We start from the raw sequence: 16,396 nt of genomic DNA, 5'->3' as shown, positions 1-16,396 counted from the left end.
GACCAATGAAGAACCACAAATTCAGGCCGTGCAATTAGATTTTTTGTTTTTTTAAACTAATCCACTGCGACATATACTGCGTGCTCTTATGCAAATGGTGTCGCAACATCGCCCCGGTAAAATTCTGCAATCGTCGCTGCGCTTGCTGCTGACGCGCCAATAATAAGGCTTGTAAAAAACTGGGGGTATTCACGTCACGACTAAAAAATTGTCGCAGAATAGCCTGTCCCCGTTGCTGCGATAAAGCCCATAAATTTTGCTCTTGATACAGCCTTACCGCAGCCTCGGCAAAAGCCTCGCTCTCATCGGCAAGTAAGCCACCCCAAGGCAAATCGCCACACATACCTTCTATGCCTATCTGCGTTGTCACACTCGGTGTACCAGCCGCCATCGCATCAGCTAATTTGCCTTTAATGCCTGCACCAAAACGCAAAGGTGCCAGGCAGACTCTGGCTTGTGCCATGACCGCCTGCGCATTCTCAGCCCAACCGCGCACATGAAAACCTTGTTGCGGCTGATGCAAGGCCATCGCCTTAGGGGGCGGATAAGCGCCATACACATGCAGCTCAGCATGCGGTAAATGTTGACGAATGCGCGGCCAGATCGCGTGCTTCAGCCACAACACAGCATCCCAGTTCGGCGCATGACGAAAATTACCTATGCTAATAAAATGCCGACGTTGCTCGTAGCTGAACGCAGAAGTTAGCTGCGAAGTTTCAGCCGGCACCAACATCAGATTAGTCTCGCACAGCAAATACGCTGGTACCGAAAAATACTGGCGCAATAAATTCACCTCGAAAGAGGAAATCATCAAACTCAAATCACAACGATAAATCGCCGCAATCTCACGCTGCGCCAAATCACTGTCCGCCATACATTCATACAGCGTAACTGCGTCAGCCGTGACCGCCGCCACTTGATGTCGTTCTACCTCTTTCGCGTGGACCGCCATCGCTTGCTTTAGAAGTTGGTGGCGCGCCTCACGTAAGCTGTGCAAATCACAGGTATCGAGCACACGCAAGGCCTGCGGGCAATGTTGCGCCACCCGCCAGCCAAATTGTTCTTCTGTGAAAAAGCGGTCAAACACCACCATGTCCGGCTGATATGCCTGCAGCAGCTGATCAAAGCTATCGCAATTAATGGCGATCACTTTTTCTGTTATGTCGAATGCAGCGAGGTCGGCTCTATGCTCAGATAGGCTGGCGGCGCTGGCATACATGACTTGCCAATTTTGTTGGCGAAACAGGCGCAAAAATTCCATAGTCCGGCTGCCGGCGGCGGACGAATTCGGTTCCGGCCAAACATAGCCTAAATACAGGACTTTTTGCATAAATCAGGGAGCTTTGTTGAGATAAGAAAAAGGATGCAAATCGTATTCAGTTGCTTACTCTTTGCCTCCTTTTTTTGTTCTATCTATTCGGGCCAGATAGATAAAACCAGTTGTTCCACATCATTTGGGTCAGCGACTTTCTTCTTCGCGTCTTTCCATGCTTGCGGTTCTGGCACTGCTTTTTCCGTGTGTTTCGGCGTTTCTATAGCCATCTTAATTGCAAACACCACGATCCCATTATCGACCGCAAACGGACGCAATTTCTTGATCGCTTCGACGATTTCGTAATCGTAGTATTCATGTAAGGCTGGCTCCATATCCAGCCAGACTGCGGTCTCCTGATCAGAGCGAACGGCCACGACGATGTAACCATTGCCCGGTTTCACTTGCGATTTTTTAAGCACTTTGGCGACAGCCGTTTGCAGGCTGCGGGTGTAGATCGACATCTCTTCGAAATTGACTTTCTTCGCTTTTAAAACATCTTCTTCTTGAAAGAAATAGACAGAATCAAAACGCGGCACGATGGGTGTATCGCAGGCTAGCAGACTCAGCAGCAGCGCCGTTAAGACAGCGAACAAAGGGAAGCGTGACAGTCGATTCATGCGATACCTATATCAGTAAATTATGCGTTTGTGACAAACACCCCGGCACTACGATCCTTCTGCACGTTATCCCATGAAAACACCTGACCATTCATCGCAACATAGACACCAGGTGCCAATAACTGTGCTACACCACAAGCAAATCCCAAATTAAACAAGGCATCTGAATTGGCGATTTCGTAAGGAATCATCGCTCCCGTAAAAATGATCGTCTTATCCAAATTGGCAGCACCCAACACCTGGGCCGTTTCGCGCATAGTGTCGGTGCCATGAATAATCACAATTGCTTTTTCTTGCGAATCTTTACAAGACTGCAAAATCTCTTGTCTGTCTTTATCCACCATATCGAGTGAATCAATCAAACTGCTACGCACTTCCAATTCAACCGGCACTGTCAGACGCGCACGTTTTAACACATCCGGCAATTGGCTTTCAGAGAAAGTAAGTTTGCCCGCCAATTCGTCATAATGTTTATCAAAAGTGCCGCCTGTGGCGATAATTCTCAATGTCATACAATGTCTTTCTTGGTTTTACAAATTTCTTATTTTTTAATTTCAGTACGCATAACTTCGCTACTCGTTTCCATACCCAAATAGAGCTGCTCAACTTTAGTCCTGGCCCAGGCTGTCTTGCGCAAGAATTTGAGGCTAGACTTGATGCTAGGGTCGTTTAGAAAACATTGAACAGGTACTAATTCGCCTAAGCGCTGCCAACCATAGACGGCCACCAACTCTGTCAATAACGCCTCTAAAGTTATGCCTTCTAAACTACGCGCCATTATCACTTTATCACTTCTTCACAGAAACTAATTCAACATCAAACACCAGATGTGAATTAGGTGGAATATTGCCAGAACCCTGAGTGCTATAGGCCAGATACGCAGGGATCAATAAGGTACGTTTTCCACCCACTTTCATCCCTAACAAACCCATGTCCCAACCACGTATCACCTGACGCATGCCTAGCTGTATGCTTAATGGCGCGCCAGCATCACGTGAACTATCAAACTTCGCCCCATGCAAATTCAAGGCTTTGTGGTTGTAAAGCCAGCCTGTGTAATGTACTTCGACAGTACTACCGTTAGTCGCTTCTTCACCGGTACCGATCACGGTATCAATAATGCCCAGCTTAGTAATATGCAAAGGTGCTGGTGCCGCCGCTTGTGGCGCACTGGCGGCACTTGCATCCACCGATGCCTGATTTGCTGAATTAGGGCTGGTCGATTGCGACTGAGCGCACGCCATGGCTGAGACAAATAGACCTAAGAAAAAACTGTATTTCATAAAGCGTTCCGAGTCGTTTAAGTAGAGATTTCAAATAAAAATTTAGATTAATGCCGATAGCTGCATGATAATCGAAAAATTTGTGATTTCATGGGGAATTTACGGCGAATTCAAGCCAGCGAAGAGCAAGCTGACGCAGGCGCAGTGCGATTTCCCTCTACAATTATGATTTCCCCTTGATTCTTAGGCTTAGTTAACGAAATCCATAAAGCGATAAACCTGACCATGCAATCCGAAAATTTTTATCATGTAGACGTGTTTGCCCATGCCCCATTAAGCGGTAATGGACTGTGTGTTTTTCTTAACACAGAAGGCTGGAATCAGGCATGGATGCAAAATCTAACACAAGAAATGCGTCAGTTTGAGTCTATCTTTTTATCCGAAATCAGCAGCAATGGAGCACGCGCTCGTATCTTCACGGTAGAAGAAGAATTACCCTTTGCCGGACATCCCATACTAGGTGCTGCCGCCGTCTTGCATAGAATCCAAGCGGCAGCAAATGACTATGCACAATGGTCGCTTCGCTTAGCGCACAACACCATACAGGTGGAAAGCTGGAAACACAAAGACCATTTTGTCTGTCAGATGAATCAGGGCCGCCCCCGCATCGATGTTCCCATATCAGCAGAACGACTTCTGCCCATACTCCAGAGCATGAATTTAAAAACCGAAGATTTAAGGCAAGATTTACCCGCGCAAGTGATAGCTACCGGTTTAGATTACTTAATACTTCCAGTGCATGGTCTTGCTTTAGAAAAAACGAAGATTTGCGGGCAGGATTTGGAATCAGAATTGATGAAACTCGGTGCTAAGTTTGTGTTTGTACTCGATGTCGAACACAAGGAAATACGTACTTGGGACAATCTGGGCAAAGTCGAAGACATCGCCACTGGCAGTGCCGCCGGTCCAGCTGCTGCCTATTATTACACCCATGGCTTATCAGGAATTCAGGATGTCGTGCAATTCCATCAGGGACGCTTCCTCGGTCGTCCGAGTCGCTTGGATACGATGATCAATTCACTTGGCGAAGTCTTGGTGGGTGGTCAGGTTTGGCCGGTCAGCAAAGGCGTTTTGGAAATTTAAAATCTGCATACCGCTGCGGCTTGATGCTCCGTGGCGTTCGCAGTCATGCAAAGTGCAGATAGGCGCAACAAGGTACAATCTTGGCATTTTCTGCTTGCCCGTACTTGCCCGGATTCGCCCCAACTCTGTTATGAAAACCTCATTACTCATTGCGGCCGCCTGTTTATTGGCGATACTCTCCACCATAGGCGCATCGCTGCCTTATCCGATTTTGCCGCCCTTATTCGCCGCCGATGCGAGCAATGATCTCAACCATTTTCTGGGTTTACCGCCGAAATTATTATTTGGTATCGCCTTGAGTATTAATCCACTTGGATTACTTATAGGCTCAGGTTTACTTGGGCCATTGTCGGATCGATATGGACGTCGTCCTATCTTATTGGGTAGCGCGGTGGGTGCGGCAATGGGTCATGCAATTACGGCCTGGGCGCTAATCGCACAGTCTTATCCCTTATTTATTTTTGCGCGCTTTGTGACCGGTTTATTGGAAGGTAATTCTTCCGTCGCGCGCGCCATGCTGGCGGATAGATTAACTGGCGATTTGCGAGTACAAGCTTTGGCGTGGCTGAATGGCGCGTTTTATGCTGGATGGTTAGCCGGGCCATTGCTGGCGGGTATCACTTTAATCTGGGGCATCACGGTACCATTTTGGACCGCGGTCGTGGCGCTGTTACTGACAGCCGCATTGATCGCGATTGCTTTACCGAAAGAAGCCGAATCACATTTAACCACGTCATGGTGGCAAGTCGCGCGTGACAAACATTCACTGAATCTGGTGCGCGACCCCGTCATGCGCACCCTGTTTATTATTCAGCTTAGTTATACCTGTGGTGTCACGGCGTTTTATGAATTTTTCCCGCTGTGGCTGGTCGAAAACGGTGCTTATGATGCGCAAGGCATTGCTTGGGTCACCGCAGGCTTGTGCGGTTTGATGATGTTCAGCTCTATCTTTGCCGGACGTCCTAGTAAAATCGAACCATTAAAACGGGTGCGTATTCATGCCTATTTTGCCGCGCTGGCAATTGCCTTTGTTGGGATAGGCAATATCTGGTTGGGTTTGATTGCGATTATTTTATTTGGCTTGCCAAATGCGTTTTATAACGCCGTGCTACCAAGCTGGTGCTCAGAAAAATTTGGTCATCACGGACATGGCGCGGTGATGGGTTTAATTTCCACCACTTTTTGCCTGGCCAATATCATTATGGCTTTGGCTGGTGCCGTGCTGACCTTGATCGACACCCGCGTCATTTTATTGTTAGGCGCAGCGCTTAGTGCGTGGGCTGCGTGGCGTATTGGTGTTTGGAAAAAACAATTGGAGTCGAATTCAGAATCGGAACCACAAATTGTCGTCACTTCAAACTAGAGCGATTTTCCTTGTTGCGCCAACAGTGCTTCTAAGGCTGGCAACAAGGGGCCCAAAGTGTCTTGCAACATACTTCGCACAGTATCAACCACAATTTGAGTTTGTCTTTCGATTTCTATGTTCACCGCATCGCCGACTTGCTTTTGCCCAAAAACCGTCATCCGCAAAGTCTCTGGAATTAACCAGACTTCAAACCAATGTTCGTCGCGATTGGCTTCTGCAATCGTTAAACTCGCACCATTAATCGCGATATAACCTTTGGCAAAAATGTAGCGCATCCATTGTTCAGGCACAGCAAAGCGCAAGACATAATTGTTTTCAATCTGACGAATCTGCGCGATCTTTGCCACAAAATCGACGTGCCCGGATAATGGATGTCCGCCAATCTCAGCGCCCTCCTTCGCGGCACGTTCTACGTTCACTTGGCTTAGTTCTGCATACCCGCCCAAAGTCGTAATATTCAAAGTCTGCTGCATGATGTCAAACTCAGCCGCGTTGGGCAGCAACTTGGTCACGGTCAGACACACACCATCAGTCGCAACGCTGGCACCAATCGCAAGATCGTGATCGAAGCCGTCGGGGAAGGCCAATTGCACGGTACGCAATCCGGTTTGATCAACAATTTTCTGTATGCTCGCTACGCCTTGCACGATACCTGTAAACATAATTTCTTTCTCTTACGATTTATTATCAAAACCCGCTTAGCTGTCACTTACTATTAAGGCGCTTGAAACATTTCGTGCGTCATATTCACAAAATGATCCCGCAACCACTTATGGGCTGGATTGCGTGCATCTCGTTCATGCCACAACATATCTACGTGAACTTCAGGCGTTTCGAACGGTAACTCTTTCCACACCAAGGAATCACTCATGCCGGTAGAGGCGATAAAGTGCAAAGGTAAGACCGTTAATAAATCAGAATTCGCCACAACTTTACCGCCGGTGAAGAATTGATTCACAGTTAATAGGATGCGTCGTTCACGTCCCATTTTCAATAATTCGTCATCAATCAGACCATGCGCGCGTCCGGAAAAACTGACCAGACAATGATTGGCATCGCAGTAACTATCCAGCGTCAATTCTTGCGTGGCAAGAGGATGATTCTTACTCATCACGCACACATAATGCCCAGAATACAAACGCTCGTGGCGAATCGGGCTGCGTGCAGCACCTTGGCCGCCTGACAATTGAGCTACCACGCCGGGGAAAAATCCCACCGCGATATCGATATCGCCTTGGATTAGCAATGGTCGTGGCTCACGCGTTGTCAACGGCACCATACGCGCATTCATGTGCGGCGCTTCGCGTTCAAAGGCAGTGATTAAAGTAGGCATCCACAAAGCGGCCGTCGAATCCGCCATCGCCATCCTGAAAGTTGCAATCGCTTTCGATGGATCAAAACTGGTAGGCGCAATGGCCGCTTCCAAAGTCGATAGTGCCTCACGTATAGAAGGCCACAAAGTCTCAGCGCGCGGTGTCGGCTTCACGCCATAGGCGGTGCGTATCAGTAATTCATCATTCAAGGAGTAACGCAAACGCTTAATCGCATTCGATACCGCTGGCTGCGTCATCGCCAGTTTGTCAGCCGCCCGAGTCAAGTTTTGCTCGACCATGACGGTGTCAAATACGCGCAATAAATTAAGATCCAGGGTCAGGAAATTCATGGGCACGCTCCTTATTAAGTCTTGATTATCCCAGATTTAGACAAAAAAGTTGCAATGCACAAAAAAAGCGCGTCTCCATTTTTGTGGGGTACGCGCTTTTAGCCAAATTACCAGTAATCCTTAAGGCTTTTTTTCACCATTAGCATTACTTGCCGCCACTAAAGGCAACTTCGGTCACTGAAACAGCTTAAGACAAACGGCTCGCTAAACTTGCTTTTGTTGCCTCGAGCGCTGCTGGCAAACGGTATTTCAATTTATCGAACAATTCTGTATGCAATAGCAATTCGGCATTCCAAGCATCTTTGTCGATGGAGGTGATCGTTTCGAATTGTTCTGCCGTGAAATTCAAACCGTCCCAGGTGATGTCTTCAAACTTTGGACTGATACCAAAAATGTTTTCTTGGCCAGTCGTGGCACCGTCGATACGCTCCAACATCCACTTCAAGACACGCATATTTTCGCCAAAGCCAGGCCAAACGAATTTACCATTCGCATCGGTACGGAACCAGTTAACGCAGTAAATATTGGGCTGTTTAGCACCGAGTGCGGTGATTTTCTCGCCCATATTGAGCCAATGTTGGAAGTACTCACTCATGTTATAACCCATGAATGGCAACATCGCGAAAGGATCACGACGTACAACACCTTGTTGTCCAACAGCCGCCGCCGTGGTTTCTGATCCCATGGTCGCCGCCATGTACACACCTTCCACCCAATTGCGCGCTTCAGTCACCAAAGGCACCGTGGTAGAACGACGGCCACCGAAGATGAATGCGGAGATAGGCACGCCTGCTGGATCATCCCACGCCGGATCAAGTACAGGATTTTGTGTAGCCGCCACGGTGAAGCGTGCGTTAGGATGCGCAGCTTTACGACCGGTTTCTTTAGCGATTTCTGGAGTCCAGTCTTTACCTTGCCAGTCGATCACATGCGCTGGAGCTTCTTTGCTCATGCCTTCCCACCATACATCACCATCATCGGTCAAAGCCACGTTGGTGAAAATCGTATTCGCGGTCAAGGAAGACATACAATTGGAATTGGTCGCGGTGTTAGTACCCGGCGCCACACCGAAATAACCTGCTTCTGGATTGATCGCATACAAGCGTCCGTCAGCACCCGGTTTAATCCAGGCAATATCGTCACCGATGGTGGTTACTTTCCAGCCTTTGATCGCGGGGATCAACATTGCAAAGTTGGTCTTGCCACAAGCAGATGGGAAGGCCGCTGCGACATAATGTTTTTTGCCTTCTGGTGACTCGACGCCCAAAATCAGCATATGCTCGGCCAACCAACCTTGGTCACGTCCCATGGTCGAAGCGATACGCAGAGCAAAGCACTTTTTGCCGAGCAAGGCATTACCACCGTATCCAGAACCAAAAGACCAGATTTCACGCGTCTCTGGATAATGCACGATGTATTTGGTCGCATTGCATGGCCAAGCCACATCTGCCTGACCAGCCGCCAAAGGCGCGCCAACGGTGTGCATACAAGGCACGAAATCGCCATCGGTACCGAGTACCTCATAAACGGTTTTACCCATACGCGTCATGATGCGCATATTCACAGCAACATAAGGCGAATCCGATAATTCAACCCCGATGTGCGCGATAGGAGAACCGAGCGGGCCCATAGAAAATGGCACGACATACATGGTGCGACCACGCATACAGCCATCAAACAAAGGATTTAGTGTGGCGCGCATTTCGTCTGGCGCCATCCAGTTGTTGGTGGGACCAGCATCTTCTTGTTTCGCGGAACAGATATACGTACGATCCTCAACGCGCGCTACGTCTGAAGGATCGGAACATGCCAGATAACTATTTGGACGTTTTGCTTCGCTGAGTTTTTTCATGGTGCCAGCGGCGACCATTTGAGCGCACAAGCGGTCATACTCTTCTTGTGTGCCATCACACCAATAGATACGGTCTGGCTTAGTTAAAGCCGCCATTTCCGCTACCCAATTGATGAGTTTTTGATGCTTTACGTGCGCGGGCACATCTTGTAAATAAGATGCGGCAGCTACGCCTTGTGTGTAAGGTTGATTCATAATACTAACTCCAATGCCATTTCAATAAAAAATCGGTGTAGCGGCACGGCAAGAATGGCTAGGGAGGCGAGTGATGCGAGCAAGTGGTATTAATGTGGGCTAAATTCGTTTCCGAATTCAAAAACAATCCAAGCTCAAGCACAACTGGCACGATAGCGGCAATTTTTGTCGGAATCAGGAACACAGACAAGGTGAAATTTGGAGTCTGAGATCCAAGCTTACGTTCTATGTCTGTCAGAAGAAGAGGCACGAAACGGAAGATTCAAAAAGCTACGTGCAGCGTATTCTACACCGACCAGCCAAGATCTGGCGAAAATTGCGTCACAATCCATATCAAAATGGAATTGTTTTTGAAAATATACTTACTGTAATTGCAAAAAAGGCGAAATATGAAGATTGCGATCTTAGATGATTATCAAGATGTAGTACGTCATTTAGACTGTTTTTCATTACTCCAAGAACATGAGGTAAAAATCTTTAATAATCGCGCAGTGGGCTTGGGTCAACTAGCCATTCGTTTAAGTTCTTTTGATGCACTGGTATTAATCCGTGAGCGTACCGTGCTGAATCGAGCCTTATTGAGTAAATTGCCTAGGCTGAAATTGATTTCACAAACCGGTAAGGTCGCTGGCAATATTGACCTGGCAGCAGCTGCCGACCTCGGCATCACAGTTCTTGAGGGGGTAGGTGATCCAACTGCGCCAGCCGAACTTACCTGGGCGTTGATCATGGCATCCTCGCGCAAGATCTTCAACTACACGCAACATCTGCAAGACGGACTGTGGCAGACCGCCTCAATTCACCCTCAATACAATCAGCTAGGTAGAGTATTGAAGGGACGCCAGCTAGGTATCTGGGGCTATGGGCGCATCGGCAAACTCGTGGCAGGCTACGCGCGCGCATTTGGCATGCATATAGTAGTTTGGGGTAGCGAAGCAAGTCGTCTGCAAGCTGTGCGTGATGGTTTTCAGAGTTCATCTTCACAACAAGAATTTTTTGAAACCTCCGATGTGATTTCCTTGCATTTGCGTCTGCATGCAGCGACCCGGGCTATCGTTCGACTCAGTGATTTACAGCGCATGAAAACCGACGCATTGATCGTCAATACTAGTCGCGCCGAGCTAATTGAAACTGATGCGCTCAACACAGCGCTAGCTTCAGGACGTCCTGGCTTTGCCGCACTGGATGTGTTTGAGAACGAGCCACTGCCAAGAGATTTCGTCCTATTTAATAAAGAAAATGTCTTGCTGACACCGCACTTGGGCTATGTAGAAAAGGATAGTTATGAACTTTATTTTGGCGCTGCATTTCAAAACATTCTGGACTTTTGCAGGCGCAATGCAAATTAGGACTTACGCAAAATTGCGCTGGCGAGGCGAACGCAACAACGCCAGCGTCTGTTTTGCGTAAGTCCTACAAATCAACAGGCATGAATTTCTGACTACATCTTGATAGCAGAAAACGCGATAAACAAAGAAGCAATTCTACGTAGCATAGCGATAAAAATATGGGCTAGAATGCCCACTCCGATCAAAATGACAATAACCAGAAAAACAAGCCGATGAGCCTTCCTATTCTTCCTTTGATTCTCAATCTAACAGCCGCCCTGAGCGCATGTGCGACTCTTTATTGGCTACAGAATCAACATATTTCTTTCACCAAACGCGTATTTGCAGGTTTAGGACTAGGCATCATATTGGGTGCATTTTTTCAGTATTATTACGGCAGCGATTCAGCCGTTGTGAGTAGCACTAATGCCTATCTCGACATCATAGGCACTGGCTACGTCAAACTGCTACAGATGATAGTCATCCCCTTAATTCTGGTATCTATCATCAGCGCCATACTGAAACTAAAAAATGTCAGCTCGCTCGGCAAGATCAGCGCACTCACCATAGGCACACTCATCACAACCACTATTATTGCGGCGCTGATTGGTTTACTTATGGCTAAAATTTTCGGCTTAACGACACTGGGATTAAACTACTCATCGGCCGAATTCGCACGCGGACAATATTTAGAAGGCACTTTGGCAAGCGCGAAGGCGATTACTTTGCCGAGTATGTTATTAAGTTTCATCCCAGAAAATCCCTTCCTTGATATGACGGGTGCGCGCAAAACATCCACCATTGCTGTCGTCATTTTTGCCCTTTTAGTCGGCATCGCTGCAACGGGTATCGCAGAAAAGAAGGCCGAAGTATTTAAATCCTTTAGTCATTTCATTGAGGTCGCGCAAACCATCGTCATGCGCCTGGTGACTATTATTTTGCGGCTCACGCCTTATGGTGTTTTTGCCTTGATGACACAGGTCGTCGCAAAATCAAACCGCAACGATATTCTCAATTTAATTAATTTTGTACTAGCTTCGTACAGCGCTATCTTCCTCATGTTTGGCGTGCACCTAGCGATTATCACCGCGTGCGGCTTAAACCCGAAAAAATATCTACAGAAAGTTTTCCCGGTTCTGGTCTTTGCTTTCACCTCACGTACTAGTGCTGGTGCCATTCCCATGAGTGTTCAAATTCAACGTGACCGGTTGGGTACTAGTGAAGGCATCGCCAATTTTGCTGCCTCTTTTGGATCGACCATGGGACAAAATGGCTGCGCTGGGATCTATCCTGCAATGTTGGCATTTATGATTGCACCAACTGTAGGCATCGATCCTTTGTCGTTCTCGTTTATTGCCTCGCTACTTGGCATTATTGCTATCAGCTCAGTCGGTGTCGCGGGAGTTGGGGGTGGCGCCACCTTTGCAGCGTTGATCGTCTTATCTTCCTTAGATTTGCCTGTGGCGCTGGCAGGACTATTGATCTCAATTGAGCCATTGATTGATATGGGCAGAACAGCATTAAACGTCAGCGGATCCATTGCTGCAGGCACCTTGACCAGCCGGGTTTTAGGTGAAACGAATATAAAAGTGTTTAATCAAGATCAAAACGAAACAGCCGAGATAGATCAATCACAATAAATTCGCCATATTTTCTGCCGCATTTTGGCATGCAAAATTTAGGTCAAAGTAGATGCTCAAAAGCACCGATCAAGATGACATAAAAGCTTGCCTTACGTCTCTCAAAACGTTGTATTTTCTACTCATTTCGACTGTAGAGGTTGACAGTGAAGAGCAAGAAATGCTTCCATGCAGGGCAGGTACTTTTCCATGGTAATTTATGAAATTAATCTGCTTGAAATTTAGGTGGAAATTGAATAGTAATCGCACGCAAATAGTACGCTGGCAATGAATTTACCGCGATCGTATCCGTAGTAGGAGGGGAAATCCCTACTGGTTACCCGCTAGAAGGGTTCGTCTTAAGGTTGTTATTCAAGAAATTAACAATCTTTTGTTTTATTTTTTAACCTAGGAAATTACATGTCCAAGAAAAATTCTGTATTCAAGAAAACTTTGGTTGCACATGCATTGACTGTTGCGTTTGGTTTCGGCGTTGTCGCTGTTAGCATCCCAACGGAAGTGTTAGCGCAATCCAACGCAGGTGGTTCTATTTTCGGTAAAGCGAAACCAGGCACAACTGTGCAAGTTTTGAACTCTGATAACGGTATTCGTCGTACAGCGACAGCCGATGCAACAGGTCGCTTCCAAATCACTGCATTGCCTATCGGCACATACAAAGTTGATTTGATGAACGGCGGCAAAGTTGATCAAAGCACTACAGTTGATGTTGTGCTGGGTCAAGGTACTGAAGCGACTTTCGCTGCAGCTGCTGGCTCAGTTCAAGTGGTTCAAATTTCCGGTGCCCGTAAGGCGATTGATATTTCTTCCACAAATAACGGTGCTTCTTTCACAGCACGTCAATTGGAAAATCTGCCAGTAGCGAAGAGCGTTGAAGCGATCGTTCAATTAGCGCCAAACACAACCCGCGGCGATACACGTTTTGCTGGTAACGGCGCGTCCTTCGGCGGTGGTGCGGTTACTGAAAACTCCTACTACATCAACGGTTTCCCAGTGACTAACCCATTGACAGGTTTCGGTGCATCTCAATTGCCGTACGGCGCGATTGCTGAAGCACAGGTTCTGACTGGTGGTTTCGGTGCGGAATTCGGTCGTTCTATCGGTGGCGTGGTCAACGTGATCACTAAATCTGGTAAGAATCGTTGGGAAGCAGGCGCTACCGTCAGTTGGTCTCCAGATTCATTGCGTTCTGACCCAAGAGATATCTACTACCCAAAAACAGGCCGTACCTACAATTCTGCGACTGATGGCACTTTGTACTTGCGTCGCAATCAAAATACAGCTGACTCCAAATTGTATGGTGGCTATGTAAGCGGTCCTATCATTCAAGACAAATTGTTCATGATAGTTTCCGCTGAGCAAACCAGGACTGATCAAGGTTTCGTCAACGGCACTCGTACATCAACATCTAATGCAGTTGATGGCTGGAATGATACCAAAGCAACCGTAAATCGTTACTTGGCTAAATTTGACTGGAATATCGCCGATGAACACCGCTTGGAATTTATGTCTATCGGCGACTCACCAGTATTGAACATCAAACGTTCTGGTTACGACTATGCAACTGGTGCGCGCGTTGGCACCGTCACTTCTGAACAAACTAACCGCAATATCAACGACAACGGCAATCAGTTGAATGCATTGAAATATGTTGGTGAAATCACTCAGAATTTGACTTTGACAGCGATGTACGGCCAAGCTAAATCCAAGCATGAAACCACTTTAGTTGGCTACAATCCAACAGCGATGGGTGTTACTGCGGATGTGGCCAATCGCGTTCCAGGTTTAAGCTACAATAACCCACAGTCGTTCACAGCCAATGTACCGGGCGTTGGTAGTAATGATTTGGTGAAATCTGCACGTTTCGATTTGGAATACAAGTTGAACGAACACACAATTCGTGCTGGTTTCGATAAATCCAAAACTGACTCCTTAGGTGGTTCGACTACACCAGGTGGCGGTACTTGGACCTACTTTAAGACCGACAAACCAAATCTCCCAATCGATGTAACAGGTGGCACAGTGCCACCAACAGCTTCTGGTGGTGGTTATGGTACACAAGGTTACTATGTTGCAAAAGGCTACTACTCAGACGTTACTGAGTCACATGGTGAACAATCTGCGTTTTACATCGAAGACAAATATCAAGTCACTAAGAATTTGATGATACAAGGCGGTATTCGTTACGAAGCATTCTTGAACAAGAACAAATTAGGTCAAAAGTTCTTGGATCAACCTGGTGAAATCAATCCACGTGTAGCAGTATCTTGGGACGTGAATGGCGACGCCTCCTTGAAAGTATTCGGTTCCGCAGGTCGTTACTCAGTACCTATTCCAACTAATATTGGTTTGCGTGCAGCTGGTGCAACTTACAATGCAACACAATACTACACTTACACCGGTACAGATGCGAATGGTCAACCACAAGGTCTGAAAGAATTGACCGCACCGATCTCTGCAAATAATGAATATGGTCAGCCAAAAGACGCCAAATCATTTGCCGCAAAAGATATGAAGCCAACTTTCCAAGACGAAATCACTTTCGGCTTTGAAAAACAATTGGCTCCTGAGTGGAATTCTGGTGCTCGTATGACTTACCGTACATTGAAGACCACGATCGATGATTTGTGCGATCACCGTCCATTTGATGCTTGGGCTGCTCGTACAAAAACAACGATCACAAATGTAAACTTTGGTGCTGATTGCTACCTGTTCAACCCAGGTCAAGCCAATACTTTCGTGATGGATATCGACGGTAAGGGTACATATAAAGAAGTCGCTTTGAGCGCAGCAGATCTGGGTTTCACAAAAGCTATCCGTACTTACACTGCGTTGGATCTGTTCTTAGAACATCCATTCCGCAATGGCTGGTATGGCAAAGTGAACTACACATGGTCACGCAGCTATGGTAATACAGAAGGCCAGGTACGTTCTGATAACGGCCAAGCTGACGTTGCAGTAACTGCGGCTTGGGATTACCCAGAAGTTCAACGTGGTGCAGAAGGGTTGTTGCCAAATGATCGTACTCATCAGATCAAAGCATTTGGTTTCTATCAATTGAACAGCGAATGGTCAGTTGGCGGTAACTTGTTGTTGGCATCTGGTCGTCCACGCTCATGCTTGGGTGGTGATCCAAAACCTGGCGATTCTCCAAACTACAATAACCAGGCATTCTTCTGTTTCGGTGAAACTAGAACGGAAAATGTTTTGGTTCCACGTGGCAAGCTCGGTAACCTGCCATTCGACAAACGTTTGGATTTGAACATTACTTACAAACCAGCATTCTTGGGTGGATTTGCATTTAAGATGGATGTATTTAACGTTACAAATACTCAAACATTGCAAAACGTAGTAGAGGCTTACAACAGTGGTACTCGTATGAGCGCGAACTTTGAGCGCCCAATCAGCTACACGAACCCACGTTCTGTGCGCTTCACAGCTGAATACAACCATAAGTTCTAATATGAATTTATGATGTCATTCCAGTTGTAATAGGAAAGCCCCGATCCGTCGGGGCTTTTTTTTTGGGTCCTAACACAGCCTGAAATAGGTTGACTGTTTTCTTCGAGATTGAAAAGAGCGTCAATGAAATCAACAGAACGCAGGAGTCAAGAAGACTACACCTTAGCCTTTAAATTATCACTGGTTGATCAGGCGCAAAAGGCGACATGAGCTACAAACAAGCCCAAACGCACTATGAGAGACAGGGTCGATCGACAGTTTTAGTGTGGTCGCGCAAATAGGGAACTAAGCAAAACTCTCAATTTAGCCAAGTCCCAAGAACCATTAGCACTGACGCCAAACAACGGATCAAAGAACTTGAGAAACAACTCAAGAGCGCCAACGAGAAGGCGCAGCTATTTGAATCCATCGTGAATGTCATTCGAGATGACTTTGGGATCGCCATTCCAGAAAACACCTAGGCAAGTCCTTGAGCACAAAAAACGCCTCAAATAAGTATTAGCAAAGCTTGCCACTATTTTTCTTGGACAGGTCTGGCATATTATCAACAAATTGAATGCCACCAAGTGGGTCGAAATGAGCATGAACAAGTCAT

General features: G+C 46.9%; 13 protein-coding genes. 5 read left to right on the top strand and 8 right to left on the bottom strand.

What is annotated here, in order from left to right:
- Positions 1-34: 34 nt before the first annotated feature.
- The 5 genes from AC1RR2_RS14200 to AC1RR2_RS14180 form a co-directional block, all read right to left on the bottom strand.
- Positions 35-1,330: a glycosyltransferase gene (locus AC1RR2_RS14200; protein ID WP_493222914.1), complete on the bottom strand. Its 1,296-nt coding sequence runs from the start codon at positions 1,328-1,330 to the stop codon at positions 35-37.
- Positions 1,331-1,413: 83 nt separating this feature from the next.
- The gene (locus tag AC1RR2_RS14195; RefSeq protein WP_493222913.1) at positions 1,414-1,932 is read right to left on the bottom strand and encodes a hypothetical protein; all 519 of its coding nucleotides are present in this window, start codon (positions 1,930-1,932) and stop codon (positions 1,414-1,416) included.
- A 20-nt stretch (positions 1,933-1,952) separates the two neighbouring features.
- Positions 1,953-2,444, bottom strand: coding sequence for an asparaginase domain-containing protein (locus tag AC1RR2_RS14190; protein ID WP_493222912.1), 492 nt, complete (start codon positions 2,442-2,444; stop codon positions 1,953-1,955).
- Positions 2,445-2,473: 29 nt separating this feature from the next.
- A complete protein-coding gene (locus tag AC1RR2_RS14185; RefSeq protein WP_493222911.1) occupies positions 2,474-2,710 on the bottom strand; it encodes a VF530 family protein in 237 nt (78 codons plus the stop codon).
- 10 nt (positions 2,711-2,720) lie between these two features.
- Positions 2,721-3,215, bottom strand: a complete 495-nt coding sequence (locus tag AC1RR2_RS14180; RefSeq protein WP_493222910.1) for an FKBP-type peptidyl-prolyl cis-trans isomerase — start codon at positions 3,213-3,215, stop codon at positions 2,721-2,723.
- A gap of 225 nt (positions 3,216-3,440) precedes the next feature.
- On the opposite strand from AC1RR2_RS14180, the gene AC1RR2_RS14175 reads away from it, so the two are divergent.
- Together AC1RR2_RS14175 and AC1RR2_RS14170 are read left to right on the top strand one after the other, a co-directional pair.
- Entirely contained in the window at positions 3,441-4,298 is an 858-nt protein-coding gene (locus AC1RR2_RS14175; protein WP_493222909.1) for a PhzF family phenazine biosynthesis protein, read from the top strand.
- Between the two features lie 130 nt (positions 4,299-4,428).
- The gene (locus AC1RR2_RS14170; RefSeq protein WP_493222908.1) at positions 4,429-5,661 is read left to right on the top strand and encodes an MFS transporter; all 1,233 of its coding nucleotides are present in this window, start codon (positions 4,429-4,431) and stop codon (positions 5,659-5,661) included.
- On the opposite strand, the gene AC1RR2_RS14165 is transcribed toward AC1RR2_RS14170, so the two are convergent.
- From AC1RR2_RS14165 to AC1RR2_RS14155, 3 genes are all read right to left on the bottom strand, one after another.
- Entirely contained in the window at positions 5,658-6,326 is a 669-nt protein-coding gene (locus AC1RR2_RS14165) for a riboflavin synthase subunit alpha (protein ID WP_493222907.1), read from the bottom strand. The two genes, AC1RR2_RS14170 and AC1RR2_RS14165, sit on opposite strands and share 4 nt — an antisense overlap.
- A 53-nt stretch (positions 6,327-6,379) precedes the next feature.
- The gene (locus AC1RR2_RS14160; protein WP_493222906.1) at positions 6,380-7,327 is read right to left on the bottom strand and encodes a LysR family transcriptional regulator; all 948 of its coding nucleotides are present in this window, start codon (positions 7,325-7,327) and stop codon (positions 6,380-6,382) included.
- A 187-nt stretch (positions 7,328-7,514) separates the two neighbouring features.
- Complete coding sequence (locus tag AC1RR2_RS14155; protein WP_493222905.1) at positions 7,515-9,374, bottom strand: phosphoenolpyruvate carboxykinase (GTP); 1,860 nt, start codon at positions 9,372-9,374, stop codon at positions 7,515-7,517.
- Positions 9,375-9,763: 389 nt separating this feature from the next.
- On the opposite strand from AC1RR2_RS14155, the gene AC1RR2_RS14150 reads away from it, so the two are divergent.
- The 3 genes from AC1RR2_RS14150 to AC1RR2_RS14140 all read left to right on the top strand — a co-directional run bounded on the left by AC1RR2_RS14150 (position 9,764) and on the right by AC1RR2_RS14140 (position 15,801).
- Positions 9,764-10,723 (top strand): D-2-hydroxyacid dehydrogenase family protein, encoded by a 960-nt coding sequence (locus AC1RR2_RS14150; RefSeq protein WP_493222904.1) that lies wholly within the window; start codon positions 9,764-9,766, stop codon positions 10,721-10,723.
- Between the two features lie 212 nt (positions 10,724-10,935).
- Positions 10,936-12,342 carry an L-cystine transporter gene (locus AC1RR2_RS14145; RefSeq protein ID WP_493222903.1) on the top strand — a complete coding sequence of 469 codons (1,407 nt, stop codon included), beginning with the start codon at positions 10,936-10,938 and terminating at the stop codon, positions 12,340-12,342.
- 399 nt (positions 12,343-12,741) lie between these two features.
- A complete protein-coding gene (locus AC1RR2_RS14140; RefSeq protein ID WP_493222902.1) occupies positions 12,742-15,801 on the top strand; it encodes a TonB-dependent receptor in 3,060 nt (1,019 codons plus the stop codon).
- Positions 15,802-16,396 lie beyond the last annotated feature (595 nt).

The organism is Undibacterium sp. GW821-FHT11H02 (assembly GCF_058808015.1).
Note: the sequence above shows the minus strand (reverse complement) of the source record. Positions and strands in the feature narration are given on the sequence as shown.

Excerpts from the sequence above, each read along its gene's own strand:
- AC1RR2_RS14160 (WP_493222906.1), bottom strand. The coding sequence starts at position 7,327 with ATGAATTTCCTGACCCTGGATCTTAATTTATTGCGCGTATTTGACACC.
- AC1RR2_RS14165 (WP_493222907.1), bottom strand. The coding sequence starts at position 6,326 with ATGTTTACAGGTATCGTGCAAGGCGTAGCGAGCATACAGAAAATTGTT.
- AC1RR2_RS14170 (WP_493222908.1), top strand. The coding sequence starts at position 4,429 with ATGAAAACCTCATTACTCATTGCGGCCGCCTGTTTATTGGCGATACTC.
- AC1RR2_RS14185 (WP_493222911.1), bottom strand. The coding sequence starts at position 2,710 with ATGGCGCGTAGTTTAGAAGGCATAACTTTAGAGGCGTTATTGACAGAG.
- AC1RR2_RS14180 (WP_493222910.1), bottom strand. The coding sequence starts at position 3,215 with ATGAAATACAGTTTTTTCTTAGGTCTATTTGTCTCAGCCATGGCGTGC.
- AC1RR2_RS14195 (WP_493222913.1), bottom strand. The coding sequence starts at position 1,932 with ATGAATCGACTGTCACGCTTCCCTTTGTTCGCTGTCTTAACGGCGCTG.
- AC1RR2_RS14150 (WP_493222904.1), top strand. The coding sequence starts at position 9,764 with ATGAAGATTGCGATCTTAGATGATTATCAAGATGTAGTACGTCATTTA.
- AC1RR2_RS14140 (WP_493222902.1), top strand. The coding sequence starts at position 12,742 with ATGTCCAAGAAAAATTCTGTATTCAAGAAAACTTTGGTTGCACATGCA.
- AC1RR2_RS14145 (WP_493222903.1), top strand. The coding sequence starts at position 10,936 with ATGAGCCTTCCTATTCTTCCTTTGATTCTCAATCTAACAGCCGCCCTG.
- AC1RR2_RS14155 (WP_493222905.1), bottom strand. The coding sequence starts at position 9,374 with ATGAATCAACCTTACACACAAGGCGTAGCTGCCGCATCTTATTTACAA.
- AC1RR2_RS14190 (WP_493222912.1), bottom strand. The coding sequence starts at position 2,444 with ATGACATTGAGAATTATCGCCACAGGCGGCACTTTTGATAAACATTAT.
- AC1RR2_RS14175 (WP_493222909.1), top strand. The coding sequence starts at position 3,441 with ATGCAATCCGAAAATTTTTATCATGTAGACGTGTTTGCCCATGCCCCA.
- AC1RR2_RS14200 (WP_493222914.1), bottom strand. The coding sequence starts at position 1,330 with ATGCAAAAAGTCCTGTATTTAGGCTATGTTTGGCCGGAACCGAATTCG.